Consider the following 24,558-nt stretch of genomic DNA (forward strand, 5'->3'; position numbering starts at 1 on the left):
CCGGAGTGTCGCGGCTGTGTGACAGGGGCGTCCGCCTGCGCTTTTTGCCGCAAGGTCTGCGTGCAGGGCCTGCGCGGGGACGGGGGTGGTGCGGTGATCTGGAAGCCCACCGGTGCCGACGAAGGAAGCAGGCCATGGCATACAACCCCGCGCTACGAGAGCACGCGGCGAACGAGGTCGACGAGCAGCGGATCGCCAAGGGGCTGACCTGGCGGGCCCTGGCCGAGCACATCGGCCGCCCGCCGGCCTGGGCCACCGCCGCCCTGCTGGGCTCGCACCCGATGAGCGCCGAGGACGCCGAGAAGGTCGGCGAGCTGCTGGAACTCAGCCCGGAGACGATCCGGGCCCTGCAGCGTCAGCCGTACCGCACCGCCGACGCAGCGATGGCCAGCGATCCGACGATCTACCGCTTCCACGAACTGCTGGCGGTCTACGGCCCGGCGTTCAAGGCCCTGATCCACGAGCAGTTCGGCGACGGGATCATGAGCGCGATCAACTGCAACGTGGACGTGTCGCGGCGCGAGCACCCGGACGGCGCCCGGGTCGTGGTCAGCATCGACGGCAAGTTCCTGCCCTACCAGTGGGGTGCCTGATGTCCTACGTGCCGCCCAAGGAACTGGCCACCCGGATTCTGGACGCCGGTGAGGCCAAGGTCTTCATGTCCACCCGGGACACCCTGATCCGCGCCTTCATGGCCGGTGCCCTGCTGGGCCTGGCCGCGGCGTTCGCGGTCACGATCACCGTGCGCACCGGGGAGCCGCTGCTCGGGGCGCTGCTGTTCCCGGTCGGTTTCTGCCTGCTCTACCTGCTCGGGTTCGACCTGCTGACCGGCGTGTTCACCCTGGTCCCGCTGGCCCTGCTGGACAAGCGGCCGGGGGTGACGGTCGGCGGGATGCTGCGCAACTGGGGTCTGGTGTTCGTCGGCAACTTCGCCGGGGCGCTGACCACCGCGCTGCTGATGGCGATCTACTTCACCTACGGCTTCAGCGTGGAACCGGATGCGGTGGCCCAGCAGATCGGCACGATCGGCGAAGGCCGCACGCTGGGTTACGCCGAGCACGGGGCGGCCGGGATGCTGACTCTCTTCGTCCGCGGGGTGCTGTGCAACTGGATGGTCTCGACCGCGGTGGTCGGGGCGATGATGTCGGACAGCGTGCCCGGCAAGGTGATCGTGATGTGGATGCCGATCCTGGTGTTCTTCTACCTGGGCTTCGAGCACTCGGTGGTGAACATGTTCCTCTTCCCCTCCGGCCTGCTGCTGGGCGGCGACTTCACCCTGGGCGACTACCTGGTCTGGAACGAGATCCCGACACTGCTGGGCAATCTGGTGGGTGGGCTGAGCTTCGTCGGGCTGATCATCTACGCCACGCACGCCCGGACCGCACCGGCCCGGCCGCGCAAGGTGCCGGCGGCCTGACCTGTTCGGGTGGTCCGGGTTCAGCTCGGTGAAGGTTGTGCCGAAGAGGCGGCATCTCTTCAGGGAGGCTCGAGATGCCGCTCTCTTCGGTACGTTTCAAATACCTGATCGCCGGGCTGGTGACCGCGACGGTGGTGCTCGGCGCCGGAACTGCGGGGGAGCGAGTGGTGATCCCGCATCCGAGTCCTCCGCAGAACCAGGTGCTGTACTGGCTGGACGCCGACGCAGGCCGCTGGGCGGTCGGTCTGGAGGGTGATCGGCTGGGAATCGGCACGCTCGGGAATCCGGTGGAGGACACCGGAGTTGCCTATCGGGCCTCGGTCTCCGGTCGTCTTCCCAAAGATCTTTCCGGCGAACGATTTCGCTGGGCCGAGGCCGGCGACGGCGCATTTGTGTTGCGTAGTGTGGACCTGAGCACCGGGGCCGAGACCAGCCGCGAGGTCGGGTACCGGCCGCTGGCCTGGACCCCGAACGGGTGGATCGGTGTGCTCGGCAACCAGCTGGTCCGGCATCTGGACGGGCAGCCCGACGAGGTCATCCTCAGCGGCTTCGTCCAGGAATTCCCCGGCTACCTGCCCGAGGTGCGCGCCGACGACACCGGCGCCCTGGTCCGGTACCAGGATGCGACCGCCGAACGGCTGGTCCTGATCGAGGGGGGTCAGACCCGTGAACTGGCTGTCTCGAGCGCTGATCCGATCGGCGGAGAGCACCTGCGCGCCCTTACGTTGACCCCGAACTCCGTGGTGTGGTCCACGGTCACCTGGCCCGAACTCCGGGTCGGGCACGTGCATCGGCAGGCCCGCTCGGGCGGGGCGGTGAGCCGGTACCAGTCCGAGCCGGTGGCCGGCCTGGCGGCCACCGACGATGCCATCGCGATCTCGTCCAACCAGCGCCAGCTGATCAACACCAGTCCCCGGTACCTGTACCGCGTCTACGCTCACGACGGCACTGCCTGGCGGCCGATCACCCTGCCGGACAGCTACCCCGGCTACACCGGCAACGACCTCCTCTACGGCCTGGGTACCGACGGCTCGAGGTTCCTGGCGGCGCTCGGCGCCTCCAACGGGAACGACGCCGCGGTCTACGGTTTCGACACCGGAGACGCCACGGTGGTCTCGACCGTCCCGACCGAACACCCGACGGTGGAAGACGTGGTGCTCAACCAGGGCTGGCACTTCACCATCGGCAACGCGGAGGTCTACCGGCGCAAGGTCTCATCCGCTCTGGAGCTGGGACCATTGCAGCGCCTGAGCATGCCGGTCCAGCCCGGCCCCGGCGCGATCTCGGTCTCCGGGCCCTACGTGTTGCGCCGCGACGTCGTGGACGAGCAGTCCCGCTTCGTCCTGATCGAGTTCCCCAACTTCGACAACAAGCCACGCATCCTGCAGGGCCAGGCTCTGGAAGGTGGCCCCGGGGCCACGATCTCCGGCTCGTACTTCCTGGCCGACCATGACGTGTACCGCGTGGACCAGCCCTCGGACGCGCAGCCGCTGGCCTCGCTGGACGCTGTCGACGCTGACCTGTACGGCTCCCGCGTGGTGTGGTCTACCCCGCAGGGCGCGGTGCAGGTGCACGAGCTGGGCCGTCCGAGCCTCGGAGCCCGCACTCTGCTGGCGAGCGGCGCGGCCGGGCCGGTGGCGATCTACGGCAACTCGGTGGCCTGGGCGCGGTCGGGCGGCCGGATCACGGTCGTCGACCAGAACACCGAAAAGCGGCGACAGGTAAAGATTTCTAAGGATGTGAAGTGGATCGGCCTGGGGGAATCGACGCTGGCCTGGGCGGATCAGGACGATGAGGTCTGGGTGCTGAACCTGCGCGCAGGCGACAGCCAACCGGTGAAGACCGGACTGGGTACGCCGGTCGCGCTGGACGCCCATCAGATCGCCGGCTCCGCGGGGAACGGCCGGACCGCCGTCGAGCCGCTGCCGTACGGGCAGGACCAGAAGTATCGGCCCCGGCTGATCTCGGCCCAGACGCCGAGTGCGGTGAACCCCGGCGAGGCGCCGTGGAGCCCGCAGTTCGATTTCACGGCAGACGTCACCGATGCCCAGCTCAAGATCTTCCGCAACGGCCAGTTGGTACGCACCCTGCCGGGCGAATCCGTGTACGGCCGAGTCCGCATCCTGTGGTGGCACGGCGACTATTCCGACGGCAGACCTGCCCCCGCGGGCAATTACACCTGGACGTTCAGCGCCGAGTCCACCACCGGGCAAGGCTCTGCGGTGGGGATCGACGGCAAAAGCGTGGTCGCCGGATCGCTACGCCTGACTCGCTAGGGCCAGCACTTTGTTTACGCGTTGTCTGGGATCGCCCGCACAGAGCTTGGCCAGCGATCGCTCACGATGTGTCAAGGTGGTCCATCCGGTACCAGGTGTACACATCATTTGAGTGTCCCCGCCCACCGCCCACCGCTCACGGTCCGGGACGGCTTTTCCGGTGCGGTGAGCGCCAACCTTGACCAGGCCAACTCCGCCCCGCAGTAGACATGGACTTCCAAAACACGCGCTAGACGCAGGGGATGGCGGCCACCATCAGGGAGCCGCCGCGGGCCAGCGCCGAGAAGATCACGTCGCCGCCGAGCGCTCGCACCCGGTCGAGCATGCCCGGTAGTTCGGCTCCCAGGCGCAGCTGCGCCGGGCGCACCGCGTCGTCCTCGATCTCGATGGTGAGCACGCCGTCGGCCTCGTGACCGCGGATCTCCACCCGCACCCGCTCGCCGTTCTGGGCGCTCGCCGCCTCCAGTACGGCACAGATCAGCGAGTACGCGGTTTCCTCGGTGGCCGCCGGATAACGGCCTTCGGGCAGGCGGACATCTACCGGCACCGACACGCGCTGGGCGACCGCCTCGACCGCAGCGCTCAGGCCGGCCTGGCTGAGTACGGCGGGGTGGATGCCGCGGGCCAGGTCGCGCAGTTCGTCCAGGGCCCGGGAGATTTCCTTGCTGATGCTGCGCAGACGCTGACGGGCGGTGTCGGACAGCTCCTGGGAGTCGGAGGCCGCCAGGAAGAGCTTCAGCGCCAGGAGGCGTTGCTGGGCGCCGTCGTGCAGATCGCGCTCCACCCGGCGGCGTTCGGCGGTTCCGGCCTGGACCGCCTGCATCCGGATCGAGCGCACCTGGCTCAGCCGGGCCAGCACGGCCGCCTGGAGCTGGGCGTTCTCCAGGGCCAGGCCGCTGGCGGCCACGGCGTTGGTGACCACGTTGGGGTGGCGGCGCAGGGCCGGGTCGGTGTCGATGACCGCCAGCGGCGTGCCGGAGGCCGACGCGACCGGAAGCAGCAAACGTCCGTCGTTCTGGTCGTTCTCCGCGTCCGGGATACCCGAGACGTCGACGTAGGTGTTCAGCTCGGGGGCCCAGTACCGGACCCGCAACGACTCGTCGAGCAGAGCAGTGCGTAGGGACGACTGCACGGCCTCCGGGGTCGGGCGCCGCTGGACCTGTCGCACCAGGGTGAGAACCGCGTGGTCGGCCAGCCGCCGGCGCACCACACTGACCAGGAACGCCATCGGGACCAGGGCGAACAGCGCGGCCTGGAGGGCGAACGTGATGTCCTTGGCGGTGCCGTGCACCCCCAGCAGCTGGACGATCGGCACGGTGATCGCGGCCAGCGTGGTGGCCGGCGCGGCGATCGCCATCGGGGTCAGCAACTGCCGGTCCAGGCCGTGCAGCCGCCGGATCCGCAGCATCCAGAGCACGCTGAACAGGACGGCCAGCACCAGCTGCAGCGCGCTGACGGCCTGGATCACGGCGTTGTTCAGCGCCTCGTCCGGGTACAGGGTGATCCACCAGGAACCCGGGTCGTAGTCCTTCCACTCCGGGCGCATGGTGACGTCCTGGGCCAGGATGCCGCCGACCAGCACCACGGCCAGCGCCTTTACGAACATCCGCTCGGGCCCGGTGAAGAGGGACGGGTCGGGGTAACGGAACATCGCCCAGACCGCCAGCGAGAGCGCGACGAAGCTGGAGATGCCGGAGATCAGCGGCAGCGGGCCGAGCGCCCACTCCTCGCTCCAGCCCAGGGCCCACAGCTGGGCCGCGGTGATCAGCAGCGCGCCGGTGGTGCGGTGGCCGGCCTCTTCCCACAGAATCACCCCGGCACCGGTGAGCATGGCCCCGAACAGCAGGCTGCCGATCGCGACGACCGGGTACTCGCGCCAGAGCGGGCCCATCAGCACGGCCCCGAACGCGGACAGCGCAAGGGTGACGGCGAGGGTGCGGGACCACTGCCGGGTGACGGATGGCGGCGCGGACGACGGGGGCGACGTCACGACCAGAGACGTCGAGCTCACCGGATTCAGCGTGGTTGGCCCGGCGAATCTGGACAAGAGGGAAAACTCCCGACCAGTAGTCCCGGATCTTCGGCGCCGGCTGCTAGAGGTTGGGACTTCGGCTCGTGAACGAGGGGGAGAGATGATCGAACGGCTGGCCTGGGTCTCGGCGCTGGACGCGCGGGGGTACGACGAGGACGAGGAGCCGGCCCTGGCGGCGCTGCGCTCGGCGGGGGTGGACGTCGAGGTTGTGTCGTGGGACGACCCGCAGGTGCAGTGGGACCGCTACCAGCGCGCGGTGCTGCGCTCGACCTGGGACTACGCGCGCCGGCTGGAGGATTTCCGAGCCTGGCTGGAACGGGTTTCGCAGCTGACCGACCTGCGCAACCCGCTGCCGATGGTGCGCTGGAGCCTGGACAAGCACTACCTGGCCGAGCTGGAACAGAACGGAGTTCCGGTGACGCCCACCGGGTTCGCCGAGCCGGGGCAGACAGCGGTGTTCCCCGAGGGCGAGTTCGTGGTCAAACCGGCGATCGGGGCCGGCAGCCGGGACGCCGCGTCCTACGGGCCGGACGAGCACGAGCTGGCGACCGCCCACGTGCGCAAGCTGCACGATCTGGACACGAGCGTGCTGGTGCAGCCCCTGCTGAAGTCGGTGGCGGCCGAGGGCGAGTGGGCGCTGGTGTTCTTCGGCGGTGCGTACAGCCATGCCGCCGGCAAGCGGGTCTCACTGCCGCGCGCCAGCGTGATCCAGACCCTGATCGCGCCGACCACCATCGTGCCGCACCAGGCCGATGCCGAGCAGCTGGCCGTGGCGCAGCGGGCCGTCGATCAGGTGGCAGCGCGTTTCGGGGTGCCGGTGTATGCCCGGGTCGACCTGGTACGCGACGACCAGGGCCGGTCGGTGGTCATGGAACTGGAGCTGGTCGAGCCCTCGCTGTTCCTGCCGCACGCGTCCTCGCTGGAGCTTTTCGTGGCCGCGCTGACCCGCAGCTACGAGGAGTGAAGCGACAGACCGCCGAGCTGGGCCGCAGTCCAGCCGTTGGCCCCGGTGAACCGCAGCTGCACGTAACGTACCGGGGTCTGGGAGAAGCTGGCCGAGGCCTGGTTGTCCGTGCTGCTGCGGAACTGGTATGCGGCTGAGCCCTTGAGGGTGCTGTAGGAGCTGCCGTCGACGCTGCCCAGGATGGTGATGGTCTGCGTGCGCCCGTGCCAGCTCGCGGGCAGCGACAGCGCCACCCGGCCGACAGTGGTCACCCGGCCGAGGTCGACGGTGACGGTCTGCGGGAAGCCGGGACCGGCCTCCCAGTAGCTGCCCAGGACACCGTCGAGGATGTTGCCTATCGACAGTCCGCCCCAGGCCTGGCTGCTGGCCTCCACCGAGGCACCGGCGGCCAGGTTCACCCCCGGGTCGGCCACGTCCGGCTCGTCCTCCTCGACCGGGGCCTCCTCCTCGGGCTCGTCCTCCGGCGCCGGACCGGAATCTCCCTCGTCGTCGTTGGTGGGGTCGGTCTGGGGCTGCCCGCCCGCGTTGCCGGAGCCGGGCCCCTGCGTGGTCTGCTGCGGGTTCGAAGGCTGCTGGCCGCCGGACGGGGCGCCTTCCTGCTCGGTGGCCGGGTTCGACGCCGACGCGGAGGCGGAGGGTGTGGCCGTGGCCTTGGGCGACTTCGTGGCGGTGGGCTCGGCGGACTCGGACGGGCTGGGCTCACCGGGATTGTTCGAGTCGTCTGAGTCGGGCACCACGATGTCGAGGCCGGACAGCGACGACTCCTGCGCCGTCTCGGCCGAGCGGGTGACCCACTGCACGGCCATCACGCCACCGGCCATCACCGCGATCACGGCCACGATCGCCCAGATCGTGCGCCGGAGGCCGAACAGGCCGGAGCGCGGTTCGTCGTCCAGGGCGCGCCGACGCATCGCCGGGCTGCGATCCGGCGAGACCACGTCCTGTGGCTCGTCCAGCTCGAACTCTTCGGTGTGCCACTGCGGCGTCGGGTTGCTGCCGTTCACGCGTTCTGCTCCCAGGACGTCAGGCGTGACCCGGCAAATCGTCACGCGCCGAGACATTCTGACAGGCCCGGCTGTGCTCGTGCGGACTTCCGGCCTCAAGTGAGGCACGCCAATTCCCACAGTGACGGCGACGTTTCGGGCTGTAGTGATAAGAGATCGTCAACGAGGGTGGGCACGGAACCAGGTGAGGCGGTCGGCCGGATCGGGGCCGCGCCGGGTGCGGACGGGCGGCTGCGGGGTGTGGTCGGGGTCGTAGCGGTCGAAGCGGGCGGTCAGGATGCCGTGGCCGGAGGTGAGGTCGGGCAGAGCGCGGCTGAGCTTCTGCACCCGGGCGGACTGGACGCTGCCCTGGAGCACGACGGCCCGCCCGGCCTGGGTGGAGCCGTCTACCTGGGCGCCTAGCCTTCCCAGGATGGTCAGGATCGGGGGTAGGGCGGATTCGGGGACCTCTAGCTCGAAGCGGTCTACCGGGTGGCAGACCTGGGTGCCGGCCCGGGCCAGCGCGGTGTGCAGGACGCTGGGGGCCAGATGCCGGAAGTCGTTGGCCACGGTGGAGATGGCCTTGTTGAACTTCTGGTGCACCTTGCTCTGGCGTGGACAGTAGGCCGAGCTCGTCATGATGACCCGGCAGTTCTGCACTTCCCAGCCGAACCGGCCGGCGAGCAGGGCTTTACGTACTCCCTCCTCGGTCGCGGCGATGAATGCGGTCGGCAGACGGCCGCGTTCGATGCCGGGGGAGAAGGCGAAGCCGGTGCCGGGCTCCACCCGCAGCCCGATCCCGGCCAGGTACGGGTTGTCGTTCACTCGGATCTCTTCCGAGGCCTCGCCGGTCCCGAGCACGCGTTCGATGTAGAGGACCGACTGTTCGGCGAAGCGCACCTGCACGCCGAAGCGCTCGGCCAGGACGGCGGCGATCACCTCCTGCTGCACCTCGCCGTACAGGCTCACCGCCGCCTCCTGGTCGGCGTCGCTGAGTTCCAGGTTGATCAGCGGGTCTTCCTCGGCCATCTCCTGCAGTGCCTGGAACGCCCGGGTGCGCTGCGAGGCCTGGACCGGCTGCACCAGCGCGCGCACGGTTGCCGGAGGAAAGTGTTGCGGCGGGCGGGGTGAACCGGCACCCACCTGGTCGCCGATCCGGGAGTCGGCCAGCCCGATCACGGCCCCCACCTGGCCGGCGCGGATCTGCTGGGCCGGGCGCAGCCCGTCGCCGGAACTGAGCCAGACCGACGTCACCACTTGGGGTTTGCGGTTGTCCAGAGCCAGCCGTGAGCGGTAGGCGACGCATCCGCGCCACAGCCGCAGCCACGTCCGTCGGTGGCCCTGCTCGTCGCGGTCGATCGCGAAAACCGTTGCCGAAGCGTCCCCTTGATCGTCCTGCGCGGCGGGCGGCAGCTGAGCCAGTGCCTTGAGCAAGGTTTTCACGCCGGCGCCGGTCAGGGCTGAGCCGAACAGCACGGGCAGTGCCTCGGCGCGGGCGATCAGCGGCTGCATCTGGCTTTTCGAGGGCAGCACCAGGGCGTCGGTGAGATGGTCGCGCAACTGCCTGAGGACGCGGGTGGTGTCGGCTCCGGCGCGGTCGGTCTTGTTGACGAAGACCAGGGTGGGGATGCGGGCCCGGCTGAGCGCGCGCCAGATCTGGACGGTCTGCGACTGGACCCCCTCGACCGCGGAGACCACCAGCACGGCCGCGTCGAGAACCCCGATGGAACGCTCCACCTCGGCGATGAAGTCCGGATGGCCCGGGGTGTCGACGATCGTGACGGTGGTGGTGCCCAGGGTGAAGGCGGCGACCGAGGCCCGGATCGTGATGCCGCGACGGCGTTCCAGATCCATCGAGTCGGTGCGGGTGGTGCCGGCGTCCACGCTGCCGAGCGTGGTGGCGGCTCCGGTGGTGAACAGCAGCCGTTCGGTCAGGCTGGTCTTGCCGGCGTCAACATGGGCGACGATGCCCAGGGTGAGCGAGTGGGTGGGCGAGGGCATGCAGCATCTCCACGGTCGAACCGGTGACGGGTCGGGGCGTGGTAGCTGCTCGCATGGTCATTTCTCCTCGATCGGCGAGGTTCCAGCATCCTCAGGGCTGGTGACCCGGCGCAACCGAATTTCGCGGACTGTGTCATCGGCACCTCAAGGTAAGTGAAAACCCCTGCTTAGAAGGCCATACGGTGCCGATGGGGGAGGGTTGCCCTGGTGCGGGCGGGATGTGAGAGTTACCTCTTCTAGGTAGGAGGGGTCTTGTTCACCAGCCGCACGGTCCTGGCGCCCGAGGTGGTGCTGCGCGGCGCGGCGCTGCACTTCGGCCGGCACTCCACCCTCGACATGGACCTGCTGGCCGGGGAGCTCGCGGTCAGCCGGGCCACCCTGTACCGGGCCGTGGGCAGCCGCGACAAGCTGCTGGGCGAGGTGTTCGGGATGATCAGCCGGCGCCTGTTCGCCAGTGCCCGGGCCCGGGTCGGCCCGATCACCGGGCCGGCGGACGTGCTGGCGCTCACCCGGGCCTACATCGGCCTGCTCGACGCTGCCCATCAGCTGCGCACTTTCATGGCCGCGGATCCGCAGATCGCCAGCCGGGTGCTGTTCACCACCGCCGGCGAGACGCAGCGCACGTCGGTGACGGAGCAGGCCCAGGTCTTTCGCGAGGCCGGGCTGAAGGGCGAGGACCTGGAGCGCCGGGCCTTTCTCTACGTGCGCATCGTGGAGTCGGTGATCTTTGCAGAACTGCTCGGCGCCGGTCCGCTGAAGCTGACCGACGCCGAGCCTGCGCTGCGAGCTCTCCTCGATTAGGACAGGACCTAGGGGGTAAAGCTCGAGCAGGTGTTCTGGTAGTCGGAGACGGCGCGGTCCGAGGTCGGGCCGGGGCAGACGAACTGGCGGTACCGCTCGTCGTTGTCCACGAACAACTTCAGCCAGGCGATGCTGTGCTTGGCGATCGTGGTGTTGGAGGTGTTCGGCGCGAAGTGCGAGGCGCCGGCCAGCTCCAGGTAGGCCTTGCCCGGGGCGCTTGGCAGGCTCCGGTAGAACGGCTCGGCGTGCGAGCGGACCGAGGCCACGGTGTCGCGCTCGGCGCCGACCACCAGGGTGGGCACCTGGTTGCCGGAGAACGACTTGGTGGTGTTCCAGGGTGTCAGCGGGATGGCCGCCTGCAACGAGGGACGGCTGCGGGAGGCTTCCAGAGCGCCCCCGCCACCCATCGAGTGGCCGACCACGGCCAGACGGGTCGGGTCGATCCGGTTGGCCACCCGGCTGTCCTTGGTGACCTGGTCCAGGGCGGCCAGCAACTGACGCCCGCGGCTGGCGGGCTGGTCGCTGGTGGTGTTCGTGTCGATGTTGATCACCACGAAGCCCTGCGAGGCCAGCCGGGAGGCCAGCCAGGCCATGCTGGACTTGCGCGCGGTGTACCCGGGGGAGATCGCCACTGCACCGAAGGTGCCCTGCGACGTATCGGTCGGGTAGTAGACGTCGGCGCCGCCGAAACCGTTGGCGCTGAGGCCGGAGATCGACACCTGCGAGGTGCTGAACGGTCCCCGCGAGGACTCGATCGAGGATGTGGTCGGGGCCGGGCCGCGCTGGTAGCCGGAGGCCGGTTCCTCGGCGTGGGCGCTCGGGCCGAGCAGGAAGCCGGCTGACACCAGGGTGGCTGTCGCCATGGCGGCGATCAGGGTCCGGGGCCGCCGAAGCAGGGCGGTCGGGCTCTTCGATCCGGACGGCTGCGTTTTCACAGTCCGCTTCCTTTCGGCGAAAACGATCGGGACGCAGTGATCCTCACCAAGAGGGCGCTTCGGTTCAATGGGGGCCGGACAACGTGAGACGCAGGTCCGGGCATTTCGGTCCCGAGCACCCCGGATCCGGGCGGGGTTTCGAACGGGGGTTCAGCCGGGGCTTGCGGCAGGGGGTTCAGCAGGGTGGTTTCGGCGGAGGGGTGAAGAACCGGTAACGCCTGGCGCGCGGTGGCGATGAGCCCCATATCGGCACGGACGTCAGGAGGTCATCATGTCCGTTCGAAATCCGATCCGCATCATTCCGATGCTGGCTCTGCTCACCGGCCTGAGCCTGGGAATCCTCGGGATCCCCGCCAGTGCCTCCGCCGCCTCAGCGCCCGCCCGGGCTTCCGGGGTGTGCCCGCCGGACTGGCTGGGCACCTCGCACAACCAGACCCCGCAGGTCAGCGCCAACGGCCGGTTCGTGGTCTTCGTCGGCTTCGGCGACGGGGAACTCGGAGAACGGGTCATCTTCCTGCGCGACCTGAAGCGGGGTCGCACCACCGTGGTCAGCGACCCGGACATTCATCTGTTCAACTTCCTGCCCAGCATCAGCGCCGACGGCAACCGGATCAGCTACCTCAGCCGGGATCCGCTGGCCCACGGCAACGAGGCCGAGATCTGGGTGTACGACCGCGACACCAAAGAGCACAGTTTCGAAGGAATCTCGTTCACCCAAGATGTGCCGGCTCTGGACAAGGACGGATCCCGGCTGACCTTCACCCGGCTGCTCGGCGAATCGACCAACCGGCCGCTGGTCTTCGCCCGTGACGTGGACGCCGACCTCGAGTGGCCGGTCAGCGTGAGCACCGAGGGCGAACCGGCCGATGCCTGGGCCGCCGAGCCGGAGATCAGCGGGAACGGCCGATGGGTCGTGTTCCGTTCCTACGCCACGAATCTCACCGAGGATTCTCCCGGAGCCGACAACAAAGGTGCGATCTATCTGCGCGACCTGCGCACCGGCGTCACCAGTTTGATCCCCGACCGCAACGGGCAGGCGTCCTCACTTGAACGTTCTGGTCAGGACATCAGCCCGGACGGCCGGTACATCTCCTACGGCGACGGCGAGGGCTCGTGGGTGTACGACCGCCGCACCGGCAAGGTGAAGCTGGCCTCGGCGGACATGGGAGTGGCCGACCTGGGCTTCAAGGCCCGCAAGGCCATGCTGCTTTCGGGTAACGGCGTGTATCTGCGCGACCTGCGCACCGAACGGCAGGTGCGCCTGGACGTGCGCCGCAACGGCAGCTCGGACCCGGTCAATCCCGGCTGGCCGGGCGCGATGACTCCGAACGGCCGCTACGCGGTGTTCTACAGCCAGGCCCGCGACCTGGATCCGAGCGAGACCGCGCCGGAATGGAACGGCAACATCTACCTGCGCGACGTGAAGGCCAAGAAGACGCACCTGGTCAGCACCCGGGACGCGGGCGGCAGCTGCTAATCCCTCGTCAGGACTTTGAACACCAGATCGGGATCGAGTGCCTGGGTGAGCTTTTCGTCGAAGAATGGGGTGAGGGAGCGGGCGAAGGTGGCGGTGAGGTGGTGGTCGTCGCGGTAGACCAGCACGTCACCGATCACCGGGTTGCACAGGTCGGCGGCGCAGACCTTCTCGGTCAGGTCCACGACGGGGGTGTCGGTCTGCTCCGAGGCCTCGCCGACCACCAGGCCCTTCAGACCCGAGTCGCGGGGCCGGGCGCAGGCGCTGAGGTCGTCCAGGTGCATGCTCACGCAGTCGGCGATGTCCTCCTTCATCCGCGGGGTCTCGTAGATCGTCACCGCCGGGATGTCCAGGCTCTTGAGCAGCTCCAGCCGCTGGGCCAGGCCGCGGATCATCTCCTGGCGGTTCTCCTCCGGGTCGGTCAGCTCCTGCCCGTCCTTGCTGGCCTGGTAGAACTGGAACTGCGAGGTGATCACCAGGTCGGGACGGGCGGTCTCGACGGCCTGGAGGAGCTGCTGGTTCCACTCGGTGCAGGAGGTGTACTCGGTGGCCGGGTTGCCGCGCATCCGGCGCAGGTCGGAGAACGGGCAGCCGGACTTGGTGATCGAGACCAGCTTCCAGCCGTACTTGCGGCCGAGTTCCTGCAGAGTCGGCACCCACTGGCCGAGCTTGGAGTCGCCGACCGCGTAGACCACCGGCGCGTCCGCGCCCCGGCTGTAGTCGAACTCGCAGGGGCGCAGCGCGGTGGACTCGTAGCTGGAGACGCAGTCGCGCTTGTAGATGTCGCCGTTGTCCTCCTTGGCCTCCTCGGGCGGGGGCGCCAGGGCGGTGGCGGTCTCCTGCTCGGGAACGGCGGCGGTGGCGCCCAGCGGCCGCTCCGGTGCCTCGACGGACTTGGAGTTGGCCAGTGCGGTGCCCGAACCGGCCGCGATCAGGGCCAGGGTCAGACCACCGGCGATGCCCAGGCTGGAGGGCGCCCAGAACCGGGCCTTCCGGGCGGGCTGCTCGACGAGGTAGTAGGTCAGCGCCGCGAGCACGATGCTGACCCCGGCGACGATCAGGCCCTCCGGCACCGTGAGCTCACCGTCGACCTTGAAGATCACCACCAGCGGCCAGTGCCAGAGGTAGAGCGAGTACGAGATGTCGCCGATCCAGGTCATCGGCTTGCGGGCCAGGACGGTCCGCACCCCGTAGGCCGCCTCGCCGTAGCGCAGGATCAGCATGGTCCCGGCCACCACCAGCACGGTCAGCGGGCCCGGCCACATGGTGGTGGGTCTGACCACGAACAACGCGGCCCCGATCGCCGCCAGCCCGGCCCAGCCCAGCCCGGCGTTGAGAGCGGCCTGGGATTTGCTCACGTCCTGCGGCAGCGGGCGGCGGGCGAAGGCCATCGCGCACAGGGCCCCGGCGGCCAGTTCCCAGATCCGGGTGTGCGTGGTGAAGTAGGTCTGCGGGCTGTAGGTGGTCAGCGCCAGGGTCAGCGAGGCGGCGGCGACCACGGCGATCCCGCCGACCGCGACCTTACGGCTGCGGGCCAGCAGCAGCGCGCTGATCAGCAGCGGCCAGACGACGTAGAACTGCTCCTCGATGGCCAGCGACCAGAAGTGCTGCAGCGGGCTGGCCAGCGAACCCTCGGCCAGGTAGTCGACCGACTCGGCGGCCAGGCGCCAGTTGACGAAGTAGCCGGCCGCGGCGATCGCGTCGCCCCCGATGCTCGGCCACTGTGAGGCCGGCAGGTACCAGCGCGCGGCCAGGCAGGTCACCAGCAGCACCAGGGCGCTGGCCGGGATCAGGCGGCGGGCCCGGCGGGCCCAGAACCGCGGCAGCGAGATCCGGCCGGTCTTCTCGTGCTCGCGGATCAGCAGACCGGTGATCAGGAATCCGGACAGGACGAAGAAGACGTCCACGCCGAGAAAGCCGCCGCTGGGGCCGAGTTCGGTGTGGTAGAGCAGAACGACGAGGACGGCGACCGCGCGCAGGCCCTGGATGTCTCCCCGGAACGACGCCGCGTGCGCCGTCTGCGTCCGGTCAGGAGACTGTGGTGTCTCAGGGGGTTCGTCGCGGGGTGCCCGTTTCATGACCTCTGGGGTTAGGAGGATGCTGTCCGGAAAGTGCCGTCCTGGCCACCTTCCTATCAGTGGACGCTCCTCGCAATCCGGGGAATCGGGCAGCTTGTGCCCCTAGGGACTGTCGCCGGCCGGTCGCTTGAACAAAGGCTGAACGCTGCATGGATTTTGGAGAATCAGGCGAGGCTCGACGATCAGTGTGAATCGTGACAAGAAGGGATGAATTACGCAGGCGTCCGAGCAGGGCGTAACGCTTGGTAAGCTCCTTGGTCGCAAAGAATGCGTGCGAACGGCAGAACACATCAGGAGCCCCACGGTGGACATCGACGGACTGGTCACGCTCCTGAAGGAAGACCGCTCCAACTTCGAGCACCGGTACGTGAAGGAGCTCGGGGAGGTCAAGCAGGTCGTCGAGGCGGTGCGGGCCCAGGGCCTGCGGATCGTGCTGACCAGCGGATCGTTCGACGTGATCCACGAGGGCCACTCGATGTACCTGGAGGAGGCCCGGTCCAAGGGCGACTTCCTGGTGGTCGGGGTGGACAGCGACAGCAAGGTGCGCGAGCGCAAGGGCCCGGCCCGGCCGGCCGTGCCCGAGCTGGAGCGCCTGCGGATGGTCACCCACCAGCGCGGCGTCGGCATCGTCACGCTGAAGTACCCCGAGCACGAGCGCTGGGCGCTGATCCACGCGGTGCGGCCCGACGTGCTGATCGCCACCGAGGAGACGTACTCGGCCGAGGCGATCGCCGAGCTGGAGCGCACCTGCTGCGGCAAGGTGGAGGTGCTGCCCCGGATGGCCACCGTGAGCACCTCGGCCCGGCTGCGCAAGACCTACTTCGAGATCGCCAACGTGGTGGCCGAGCGGCTGCCCACGTTCATCAACAACATCGTCAAAGAGATCGCCGGCGAGCGATGACGCAGCTGCTGGCCTTCGTGCCGGTGCTGCACGCCGGGTACGAGCGGTTCCTGGCCGAGCACTGCGGCCCGGAGGACGAACTGCTGCTGATCGGGCGCAGTTTCGCGGCCGAGCACGCGGTGGTGCGCAAGGAGATCCGGGCGCTGGACCCGGAGAAGCTGCTCGGCTGGCTGCTCACCCTCGGGCTGATCGAGCGCGGCCGGGTGCTGGAGATCGATGATCTGCCCAGCGCCGTCACCGGGCCGGTGCTCAAGGCGCCGGACGAGGATCTGATCCGCACCCTGATCGCCGAGCACGACCTGGCCCAGCGCGCCGAGGTGGAGCTGATCCCGACCTTCCTGCGCTGGGACAAGGTATGGAGCCGGGCCGGTTTCCTGCCCGACTGGGACGGCACGGTGACTGCCGACGAGTACGCCCGCTCGATGCAGTCGCTGGCGGCCGCAGCGGCCGGGCGTAGCTCGGACTGGTGGCGGCAGGTGGGCGCGGTGGCGGTGCGGGACGGTGAGGTGCTGCTGGTCGAGCACAACCGGCACCTGCCCAACGAGTACTCGCCCTACCTGGACGGCGATCCGCGCAACGACTTCAAGCGCGGCGTCGAGATGGAGCGCACCACGGCGATTCACGCCGAGGCAGCGATCGTGGCCCGGGCAGCCCGCGAGGGGATCAGCCTGCGCGGCGCCGAACTGCACGTGACCACGTTCCCGTGCCCCGGCTGCGCTCGGCTGGTGGCCGAGGCCCGGTTCTCCCGCTGCTACTTCGCCGGTGGGTACTCGGTGCTCAACGGTGGTGAAGTGTTGCAGCAGGCCGGAGTTGAGCTGATCTACATTACTCCGGCGCCGGGCGAGAGCTGAGTTTCAGCCGTACCGGGTGCTCGGATTCCGGGTCGCCGGCGATCAGGTGCGCGTGTACGTGGGCGATTGTGCCACCGGTGTAGGCATTGTCGCCGCAGCGCACGCCCAGCCCGTAGTACGTCAGATCGAACTGCTTACGGACGGTGCGGATCACCTTCCAGTAGTCGGCGAGGGCGTCGTCGGGCAGGTCGGCCAGATCGGTGACGTGCCGGCGCGGCACGCACAGCAGGTGCAGACGAGCACCCTTGTAGGGAAAGCCGTTGTGCCGCACCACCCAGTGCTCGGTGGCCAGCACCAGGCCCTCGGCCGGCTCCTGGTCGATGGTGGGCGAGCAGAACAGGCAGACGCCCGCCGCCTCCAACTGCCGCATCCGCTCGGCCTGCTCTTCGGTGCGCGCGTTGCCCAGGTAGTAGAGCCCGTGAAGCATGCTGTTCCTGATCTCCGGTGGCGATCTTTGGTGAGGTGAGCGCGTCAGCCGGCGACGACGTCTTCAAGCAGTACTGATTGGTGACGTCCGAGCCAGTCTTCCAGGACCGCGTACGCCTTTGCGCGTACTTCCGGAACCGACAAGAGGACGTCGTGGCGGGCGTCCGTAATCGGCACCACTGTGGTCTCGCCACCCAGACAGCCCGCCCAGCGGGCGATCTGACGTACGTCCAGCACGCCGTCGCCACGGTCGGGATCGCCGTCGTCCTTGGTGAAGACCGACTTGTCCGAGCGCAGAATCAGTGAGGGTACGCCGATGTCGAGCCCCCGGTGCAGTTCTGCATGACCCCGGCGCACCGCGTTCAGCCAGCCCGCGGTGACCGGAAAACCGTTCAGCGGCTTCAGCACCACGTCGAAGTCCCACTCGCCCCGGCCACTGATGTGCAGCGTCTCTCCGTAAATGCTCGGGGGTAGCTTGAACTCGCGGAAGGGCGACGTCTTGCTCAGCCCTCGCAGCATCCATGTCCCCGGCCCGCGCAGCACCGGCTTCCCCTGCAGGTCGAACCACGGACTGTTCAGTACCAGCCCGGCCACCGGCAGAACTGCTCCCGCCCGGCGCTTGCGGTCCAGGTAGAGCGGAACGATCAACCCGCCGGTGGAATGTGCGACCACGGTGACCGGCCGTCCGGGCTGGTCCTGCTCGATCAGGCTCAGCGCCGCGTCCAGGTCCGCGTCGTACTGGCGCAGGTCGGCGGCGAAGTGCGCGGTCTGCCCCGGACGCCTGGCCCGGCCACATTTGCGCAGGTCCAGGCCGTAGAAGGCGAAGCCCTGGGCGGCGAAGAAATCAGCCATCTGGGTCTGGAAGAAGTAGTCCGAGAAGCCGTGCACGTAAAGGACGGCCCCGCGCACCTGCTCCTCGGCCCGCGGTTTGCGGCGGACCACCACCGTGGCCACCTCGCCCTCACCGTCCGGATCGGTCCCGAGGTCGATCGTGCACTGCTCGTAGCCCTCACCGAGGACGTCGCCGGTCCAGATCGCAGAAGTCACCGCACCATTTTCCCATCGGTACCCTGGAGTCTCTCACCGGGACAAAAGGGCCAGGCAATCATGCGAACACTGACGGGTCTGCTGCGGCGGGCGGGCTGGCCGCGGCTGGCCTACGAGGTCCTGCTGACCCTGTTCTGCGCCTTCACCACGCTGATCCTCTACCTGATGTACGCGCCGGTGGACTACTCGCTCGCGCTGGCCGGGGTGCTCGCGGTGGCTGTGCTGGGCACGGTGCTGGTGGTGCCGCTGCGGGTGTTCCGGCCGATGACCGCGCTGGCCCTGGGCTCGCTGATCAGCCTGGTCTCCGGTGGCGCCAGCTTCGTGCTGATCGTGCTCAGCGCCTCGGCCGGCTACCGCGCCCGGCAGACCCGGCCCGTCGTCATCGGGTTCGGCCTGGTGCTGCTCGGCTGCGTCACCGGCATGTCGCTGCGCTCGGACCAAGGCGTGGTCTTCGGCGCCTTCGCCGGGGTGATGCTGTTCTGCGGCACCTCGGTGTTTCCGGCCGCCGTCGCCGCGATGATCGCCCAGCGCCGCCTGCTGGTGATGACCATGCACCAGCGCAACCTCGAACTGCACGAGCAGCAGCAGGTGGTGGCCGGTCAGGCTCAGGTCCGCGAGCGCAACCGGATCGCCGCCGAACTGCACGACTCGCTGGGCCACCGGCTCACCCTGATGTCGCTCTACACCGGTGGGCTTGCCCAGTCCTTGAGCCAGCCACAGGCTGTCGGTGCCGGATCCTCCCCGACGGGCGGGCCGGCGTCTGCCATCACTGCCGAAGCCCAGCCGTCCCAGCCGCCGCAGGTGCAGGAAGCCCTCGGCATGCTGCGCGAGGCCTCCGCACAGGCCATGGCCGAACTGCGGCAGATCCTGAAGATCCTGCACCAGGACGGCCCTTCGGCAGGCCACTCGCTCAACGACGTCGAAGAACCGGTCGCCGCGGCGCGCGGCACCGGCACCGTGGTCGAACTCGAGCGCACGGGCGAGCCGCGGCCGCTGAACCTGCTGGCCGAGCACGCCGGTTTCCGGGTGGTGCAGGAAGGCCTGACCAACGCGCTACGGCACGCCGGCGGCGCTCCCGTCCGGGTCGAGGTCCGCTACGAGGACGACGCGCTGTTCGTCGAGGTGCGCAACCGTCCGGGCCGCCCGTACGAAGGCACCAGCACTGGTCAGGGTCTGCACGGCCTGGCCGAGCGGGTGCGCCTGGCCGGCGGGGTGCTCTCGTCCGGTCCCGTGGACGGCGGCGGCTTCCGGCTCGGCGCCGTGCTGCCCTACGACGCCGAGGTGCCCTCGTCCGCTGCTGACCAGCCGGTCGGTGACTTCCGCCAGACCATCCGCAGCAACAGCCGACGTCAGCGGATCGGGCTGATCACGGTGGGGGTGGCGCTGGTGGTCTCCGTCCTGGCCGGGATCGGCGCCGCGGTCACCGCCAACGCCACCGAGCCGGTGCCGGAAAAGGTGTTCGCCTCGTTCCGCCCGGGTGACGACGAGGCCCGGGCCCGCGAACTGCTGCCCGCCACCAGCATGCTCACCTCCACCGGCTCGTCCGGCGAGGTGTGCGAGATGTACCTGGCCGACCTGTACCTGCAGCCGGAGAACGGTGGCGAGATCCGCTACGAGGTCTGCTTCCGCGACGGCGCCGTGCACAGCAAACGGCAGTTCCAGGACCGTGGCGGGGAGTAGGCGGGGAGTAGCCTCGCCGGCTGTGGAGACCGAGTTGAGCGTCGAGCTGGTGGCGGACGTCGAGGCGGCGGGGGATCCGCAGGAGGCGGTGGGCAAGGCGGCCTTCTTCAAGACCGGGCCGGGGGAGTACGGGGAGGGCGACGAGTTCGTCGGGGTGCGGGTGCCTGCCCTGCGCAAGATGGCGCGGCAGGCCTACAAGGTGGCCGACCTGGCCGATGTGGAGGCGTTGCTGGCGCATCGCTGGCACGAGGTGCGGCTGCTGGGCGGCTTCATCCTGGTCGAGCTGTACCAGCGGGGGGATCGGCCGGCGGCGGTCGAGGTGATGCTGCGCAACCTGGACCGCCTCAACAACTGGGACCTGGTCGACTCGGTCGCGCCGTACGTCCTTGGGCACTGGCTCCTGGAGAACCCCGAGCAGAGGACGCTTCTGGGCCGGCTGGCCGGGTCGGAGTCCCTTTGGGAGCGGCGAACCGCGGTGGTGGCCACGTTCGCGCTGATCCGGGCCGGGCAGTTCGACGACCTGCTGCGCCTGGCCGGGCGGCTGCTGGATGATCGGCAGGACCTGATGCACAAGGCCACCGGGTGGATGCTGCGCGAGGTGGGGCAGCGGGACCGGGCCGTGCTGAACCGGTTTCTGGATGCGCACGCCCACGAGATGCCGCGCACCATGCTGCGTTACGCCCTGGAGAAGCACCCGCAGGACGAGCGCCGGGCCTACCTTTCCAGGTAGGGCCTGGCCTGCGGATCCTTTGCCTACTGCGGGGCGTCGGAGGCAGGCGGTGCTTCGGGCTGCTCGCCCTCCTCGTCCTCGGCCTCCACGACCGGGGTGCCCGAGTAGTCCAGGTCGGCGATCAGCCGGACCTCGTCGGCGACCAGGACCTGCTGGTTGCGCACGAGTTCGGCGGCCGTGGCCACGTTCTCGCGGCAGCGCTCGACCAGGCCGCTGACCCGTCCGAACGCGCTCTCCGCCCGCCGGGTGGCGTCGTAGCCCTGGTTGACCTCCAGTTTGATGTCCTCGACCAGGCGGGCGATCTCCATCGCGGCCTGACTGGACCGGTCGGCCAGACGCCGGCCCTCCTCGACGATCACCCCCACGCTGTCCTTGTCCACCCGCTCGCGGCCCAGTTCCACCTGCAGGGTGAAGGCCGTGGAGTTGGACGAGCGGGCCAGGTCGGCGAGGATCTGCGAGACCTCGCCGACGTGGTTGGAGGTGCGCTGGATCTGGGAGAAGGCGTTCAGTGCGGCCGGGGCCGCCTGGCCGCCGCTGACCACCTCGTCGTGCACCTGGCTGAGCATCATGTCCGAGCGGGTGCAGCGGGTGGCGACGGTACCGGTGACCTCGGAAAGGCGTTGCGCGGTGTCCGACATCGCCCGGCTCTTGACCTGCAGCCGGTTCTGCAGGCTGACGAAGCTGCTCACGTCGTAGGCGTACTTGATCACCCGCAGCGGGTTGCCGTCCAGGTCGAGGATCGGGTTGTAGCTGGCCTGGATCCACACGTCCCGGCCGAACTTGCCCTTGCGGTGGAAGCGGCCGGAGATCAGCTCGCCCCTGCGCAGCCGGGCCCAGAAGTCGCGGTACACCGGGGAAGTGACGTACTCGCGGGTGCAGAGCATGCTGTGCGGCTGGCCGATCAGCTCCTCGGCGCTGTAACCCATCGTCTGCAGGAAGTTCTCGTTCGCCCCGACCACCCGGCCGGTGAGGTCGAACTCGACCACCGCCTGGGCCCGGTCGATCGCCTCCAGCCGGCCCGCCAGCTCCACGCTGGCCAGTTTCTCGCCGGTCACGTCGACCGCGAACTTGACGATCTTGTAGGGGTTGCCGTCGGGGTCCAGCACCGGGTTGTAGGTCGCCCGGATCCAGACCTCGCGGCCGTCCTTGGTGATCCGGCGGTACTCGCCGCTGTGGTACTGACCGCGGGCCAGCCGGTCCCAGAACAGCTGGTACTCCGGTGATTCCGCCTCGTCGCTGCGGACCAGCACCCGGTGGTGCCGGCCGACCAGCTCTTCCTGGGTGTACCCGAGCACGTCGAGCATGTTCTGGTTGGCCTCCAGCACCACGCCGTCGGTGCCGAACTCGATCATCAGCTGGGACCGGTCGATCGCGGCCATCTTCCCGGCGTAGTCGGCGCTGCGGATCTTCTCCTCGGTGACGTCGAGGGCGTACTTGATCACCTTCCAGGGCCGGCCGTCCGGGTCCAGCAGCGGGTTGTAGGTGGCCCGCAGCCAGACGTCCGAACCGTCGCGGGAGCGACGCCGGAACTCACCGGTGACGAACTCGCCGCGGCGCAGCCGACGCCAGAACTCCTCGTACTCGGCGACGTCGCTGCCGTGCGCCAGGAACATCCGGTGGTGCTGGCCGAGCACGTCGTCCAGGTCGTAGCCCATGGTCCGCAGGAAGTTCTCGTTGGCGTTGAGCACCGTGCCGTCCAGGCCGAACTCGATCACCGCCTGGGACCGGTCGATCGCCGCCACCTTGCCCTCGAACTCGGCCGTGCGGTTCTTCTCGGCGGTGATGTCCAGGGCGTACTTGATCACCTTCCAGGGCCGGCCGTCCGGGTCCAGCACCGGGTTGTAGGTGGCCTGCAGCCAGATGTCGCGCCCGTCGCGGCCCAGCCGGTGGAACTCCCCGGAGACGAACTCGCCCTGGCGCAGGCGTTCCCAGAACTCGTGGTACGCGGCCGAGGCGGCGTACTCGGGTTCGACGAAGATCTGGTGGTGGAAGCCGACCACCTCGGAACGGTCGTAGTCCATGATCGCCAGGAAGTTCTCGTTCGCCGCGGTCACGGTGCCGTCGAGAGCGAACTCGATCACCGCCTGAGACCGGTCGATCGCGGCGACCCGGCCCTCCAGATCGGTCTGCTTGCGCATCTCGCCGTCGATGTCCCGGGCGATCAGCACGATCCGGCTGATGTTCCCGTCCGGGCCGGGGATCGGCACGTAGTGCCCGCGCAGCCAGACCGCCGCGCCGGTGCTGTCGCGGCGCCGGAACACCCCGCTGACGCTGTTGCCGTTGCTGACGTGGTTCCACATGTTGTGCAGGGCGACGCTGTCGGCCTCTTCGGCGGCGCAGAGCATCTGGTGCGGGCGGCCGGTGAGCTCCTGCTCGGTGTAGCCGAACCGGCTCAGGGCGCGGGCGTCGGCCTGGATCACCTCGCCGGCGGTGGTGAACTCGATCTGCAGGGTGTCCTCGGTCAGCGCCTGCAGTTCGGCCTGCCACTCGGCCATCGCCGCGACCGTCTCGCTGAGGTCGCGCAGGAACAGCAGAGTACGCCCGCCGGCCTCGGCGCGGTGGGCCAGTCGGACCGCGCGTACGGTGCTCTCGGTGCGCAGCGCCAGGGGATGATCGACCGAGGCCCAGCCCGGCCGGGGCTGCGGTTCGGGCAGCTCGGCCAGTGGACGGCCGAGCAGGTCCTCCACGCTCAGGCCGACGAGCGTCTGCGGATCACCGCCGAGCGCCTCGGCCGTCTGCGGGGTCACCGAGACGATCCGCTCGCTCCCGGTGTCCACCGCGAGCACCAGAAAACCGGACAGGACGGTCTCGAGGCACGCCGCGTTCAGCGTGCCCTCGTCCACCTCGAGAACCTCGGTACCCCGCACCCGTGTTCTCTCGACCCGGCGGGGCGCCGGGTTGAGCGCTCGGAGTGATGCCGGGCACTCCGGCTTGACCTCAACTTGAGTTCAGGTTCTAGCGTTCTGTCCGGTAACGCGCACCAGCCCGATGCAAGAGGATCCGTAGATGACGTCAGCAAGTCCGCTTTCCTCGCTCAACGAGCGTTTCCGGGCGGGTTTCCGCCGGCATGCGGCGGGCGTCAGCCTGGTCACCTGCGCGAGTGCGGACGGGCCGGTCGGCCTGACCGCCTCCAGCGTGGCCTCGGTCAGCGCCAGCCCGCCGATGCTGTCGTTCTCGGTGGCCCGCACCAGTTCGGCCGGGGCGGTGCTGGTCGCCAGCGACCGGCTGAGCGTGAGCATCCTGGGTGAGGACGACGCGCCGGTGGCGGACGCGTTCGCCCGGCGTGGGGCCGAGCGGTTCAGCGCGGCCCAGGGCTGGGTGGACGGCGAGGACGGGCTGCCGACGCTCTCGAGCGCGCCGGTGGTCATGTGGGGACGTCCGGAGCGGGTGATCCCGGCCGGCGAGTCGTGGCTGGTGCTGGTCGAGGTGACGCGGGTCGAGTTCGGCCCGGACTGCGGCCCGCTCGTGTACTGGAACCGCGATTACCACTGGCTCGAGGGCACCGGCGGGCTGGAGTCCGCCGCCAGCGCCTGATCCCTGCCTGTACAAGACCGCGTTTTGAGGAGAAGGACGTCATGACCCTGGAAGTTTCTGCGCACTGCGACCTGCCCTGCGGGGTCTACGACCCGGCCCAGGCCCGGCTCGAGGCCGAGTCGGTGAAGGCCGCGATCACCAAGGCCCTGGCCTCCGAGGACGACGTGTTCAGGGCTCGTGCCCTGGCGGTCAAGGAAGAGCGCTCGGATCTGGTCAAGCACCACCTGTGGGTGCTGTGGACCGACTACTTCAAGCCGCCTCACTTCGAGAAGCACCCGCAGCTGCACGGCCTGTTCAACGAGGCCACCAAGCTGGCCGGGGCGGGCGGCACCAAGGGCTCCTGGGACCCGGCGGTGGCCGATCAGCTGCTGGCCAGGATCGACGAGATCGCCGAGGTGTTCTGGGAGACCAAGAAGGCCGCAGCCTGA

At 69.3% G+C, this 24,558-nt stretch carries 20 protein-coding genes; 12 read left to right on the forward strand and 8 right to left on the reverse strand.

The annotated features are described in order from the left end of the window. Nucleotides 1-134 precede the first annotated feature (134 nt). From cynS to LR394_RS18000, 3 genes are all read left to right on the forward strand, one after another. Nucleotides 135-593 carry a cyanase gene (gene cynS / locus LR394_RS17990; RefSeq protein ID WP_231443395.1) on the forward strand — a complete coding sequence of 153 codons (459 nt, stop codon included), beginning with the start codon at nt 135-137 and terminating at the stop codon, nt 591-593. Further along, entirely contained in the window at nt 593-1,417 is an 825-nt protein-coding gene (locus tag LR394_RS17995; RefSeq protein WP_231443398.1) for a formate/nitrite transporter family protein, read from the forward strand. Before cynS ends, LR394_RS17995 begins: the two co-directional genes overlap by 1 nt. A gap of 74 nt (nt 1,418-1,491) precedes the next feature. Then, entirely contained in the window at nt 1,492-3,693 is a 2,202-nt protein-coding gene (locus LR394_RS18000; protein ID WP_231443400.1) for a hypothetical protein, read from the forward strand. Between the two features lie 229 nt (nt 3,694-3,922). On the opposite strand, the gene LR394_RS43030 is transcribed toward LR394_RS18000, so the two are convergent. After that, the gene (locus LR394_RS43030) at nt 3,923-5,704 is read right to left on the reverse strand and encodes a sensor histidine kinase (protein ID WP_231443402.1); all 1,782 of its coding nucleotides are present in this window, start codon (nt 5,702-5,704) and stop codon (nt 3,923-3,925) included. A 121-nt stretch (nt 5,705-5,825) separates the two neighbouring features. On the opposite strand from LR394_RS43030, the gene LR394_RS18010 reads away from it, so the two are divergent. Next, nucleotides 5,826-6,689, forward strand: coding sequence for an ATP-grasp domain-containing protein (locus tag LR394_RS18010; protein WP_231443404.1), 864 nt, complete (start codon nt 5,826-5,828; stop codon nt 6,687-6,689). Here LR394_RS18010 and LR394_RS18015 read toward each other — a convergent pair. Both LR394_RS18015 and LR394_RS18020 read right to left on the reverse strand, forming a co-directional pair. Then, complete coding sequence (locus LR394_RS18015; RefSeq protein WP_231443406.1) at nt 6,677-7,693, reverse strand: discoidin domain-containing protein; 1,017 nt, start codon at nt 7,691-7,693, stop codon at nt 6,677-6,679. The genes LR394_RS18010 and LR394_RS18015 overlap by 13 nt on opposite strands. Before the next feature lie 159 nt (nt 7,694-7,852). Then, nucleotides 7,853-9,673, reverse strand: coding sequence for an elongation factor G (locus LR394_RS18020; protein ID WP_231443408.1), 1,821 nt, complete (start codon nt 9,671-9,673; stop codon nt 7,853-7,855). Nucleotides 9,674-9,925: 252 nt separating this feature from the next. Between LR394_RS18020 and LR394_RS18025 the strand changes: the two genes are divergently transcribed. After that, nucleotides 9,926-10,474, forward strand: a complete 549-nt coding sequence (locus tag LR394_RS18025) for a QsdR family transcriptional regulator (RefSeq protein WP_231443410.1) — start codon at nt 9,926-9,928, stop codon at nt 10,472-10,474. A gap of 8 nt (nt 10,475-10,482) precedes the next feature. On the opposite strand, the gene bdeA is transcribed toward LR394_RS18025, so the two are convergent. Further along, nucleotides 10,483-11,409: a bis(hydroxyethyl) terephthalate hydrolase gene (gene bdeA, locus LR394_RS18030; RefSeq protein ID WP_231443412.1), complete on the reverse strand. Its 927-nt coding sequence runs from the start codon at nt 11,407-11,409 to the stop codon at nt 10,483-10,485. A gap of 271 nt (nt 11,410-11,680) precedes the next feature. Between bdeA and LR394_RS18035 the strand changes: the two genes are divergently transcribed. Further along, nucleotides 11,681-12,886 carry a TolB family protein gene (locus LR394_RS18035; protein ID WP_231443414.1) on the forward strand — a complete coding sequence of 402 codons (1,206 nt, stop codon included), beginning with the start codon at nt 11,681-11,683 and terminating at the stop codon, nt 12,884-12,886. Here the strand turns inward: LR394_RS18035 and LR394_RS18040 are convergent. Further along, nucleotides 12,883-14,961, reverse strand: a complete 2,079-nt coding sequence (locus LR394_RS18040) for an acyltransferase family protein (protein ID WP_231443416.1) — start codon at nt 14,959-14,961, stop codon at nt 12,883-12,885. The genes LR394_RS18035 and LR394_RS18040 overlap by 4 nt on opposite strands. A 304-nt stretch (nt 14,962-15,265) precedes the next feature. Between LR394_RS18040 and LR394_RS18045 the strand changes: the two genes are divergently transcribed. Together LR394_RS18045 and LR394_RS18050 are read left to right on the forward strand one after the other, a co-directional pair. Next, nucleotides 15,266-15,862 (forward strand): adenylyltransferase/cytidyltransferase family protein, encoded by a 597-nt coding sequence (locus tag LR394_RS18045; protein WP_231443419.1) that lies wholly within the window; start codon nt 15,266-15,268, stop codon nt 15,860-15,862. Next, nucleotides 15,859-16,713, forward strand: coding sequence for a deoxycytidylate deaminase (locus LR394_RS18050; protein ID WP_231443420.1), 855 nt, complete (start codon nt 15,859-15,861; stop codon nt 16,711-16,713). The genes LR394_RS18045 and LR394_RS18050 overlap by 4 nt, the downstream gene beginning before the upstream one ends. Here LR394_RS18050 and LR394_RS18055 read toward each other — a convergent pair. Both LR394_RS18055 and LR394_RS18060 read right to left on the reverse strand, forming a co-directional pair. Next, nucleotides 16,688-17,140 (reverse strand): HIT family protein, encoded by a 453-nt coding sequence (locus LR394_RS18055; protein ID WP_231443422.1) that lies wholly within the window; start codon nt 17,138-17,140, stop codon nt 16,688-16,690. The genes LR394_RS18050 and LR394_RS18055 overlap by 26 nt on opposite strands. 44 nt (nt 17,141-17,184) lie before the next feature. Further along, nucleotides 17,185-18,186, reverse strand: a complete 1,002-nt coding sequence (locus LR394_RS18060; protein ID WP_231443424.1) for an alpha/beta hydrolase — start codon at nt 18,184-18,186, stop codon at nt 17,185-17,187. Nucleotides 18,187-18,246: 60 nt separating this feature from the next. Here LR394_RS18060 and LR394_RS18065 point away from each other — a divergent pair, with 60 nt between their 5' ends. Together LR394_RS18065 and LR394_RS18070 are read left to right on the forward strand one after the other, a co-directional pair. Further along, nucleotides 18,247-19,866: a sensor histidine kinase gene (locus tag LR394_RS18065; protein ID WP_231443425.1), complete on the forward strand. Its 1,620-nt coding sequence runs from the start codon at nt 18,247-18,249 to the stop codon at nt 19,864-19,866. 22 nt (nt 19,867-19,888) lie between these two features. After that, on the forward strand, nt 19,889-20,596 hold the full coding sequence (locus tag LR394_RS18070; protein ID WP_231443427.1) for a DNA alkylation repair protein: 708 nt from the start codon (nt 19,889-19,891) through the stop codon (nt 20,594-20,596). 23 nt (nt 20,597-20,619) lie between these two features. Here the strand turns inward: LR394_RS18070 and LR394_RS18075 are convergent, their stop codons facing one another. Further along, on the reverse strand, nt 20,620-23,463 hold the full coding sequence (locus LR394_RS18075) for a methyl-accepting chemotaxis protein (RefSeq protein WP_231443429.1): 2,844 nt from the start codon (nt 23,461-23,463) through the stop codon (nt 20,620-20,622). A 139-nt stretch (nt 23,464-23,602) separates the two neighbouring features. Between LR394_RS18075 and LR394_RS18080 the strand changes: the two genes are divergently transcribed. Both LR394_RS18080 and sodN read left to right on the forward strand, forming a co-directional pair. Continuing rightward, on the forward strand, nt 23,603-24,130 hold the full coding sequence (locus tag LR394_RS18080; RefSeq protein WP_231443431.1) for a flavin reductase family protein: 528 nt from the start codon (nt 23,603-23,605) through the stop codon (nt 24,128-24,130). Between the two features lie 41 nt (nt 24,131-24,171). Further along, on the forward strand, nt 24,172-24,558 hold the full coding sequence (sodN, locus tag LR394_RS18085; RefSeq protein ID WP_231443433.1) for a superoxide dismutase, Ni: 387 nt from the start codon (nt 24,172-24,174) through the stop codon (nt 24,556-24,558).

The sequence above is a fragment of the Kineosporia babensis genome (genome assembly GCF_021129305.1).
Taxonomy (GTDB): Bacteria; Actinomycetota; Actinomycetes; order Actinomycetales; family Kineosporiaceae; genus Kineosporia; species Kineosporia babensis.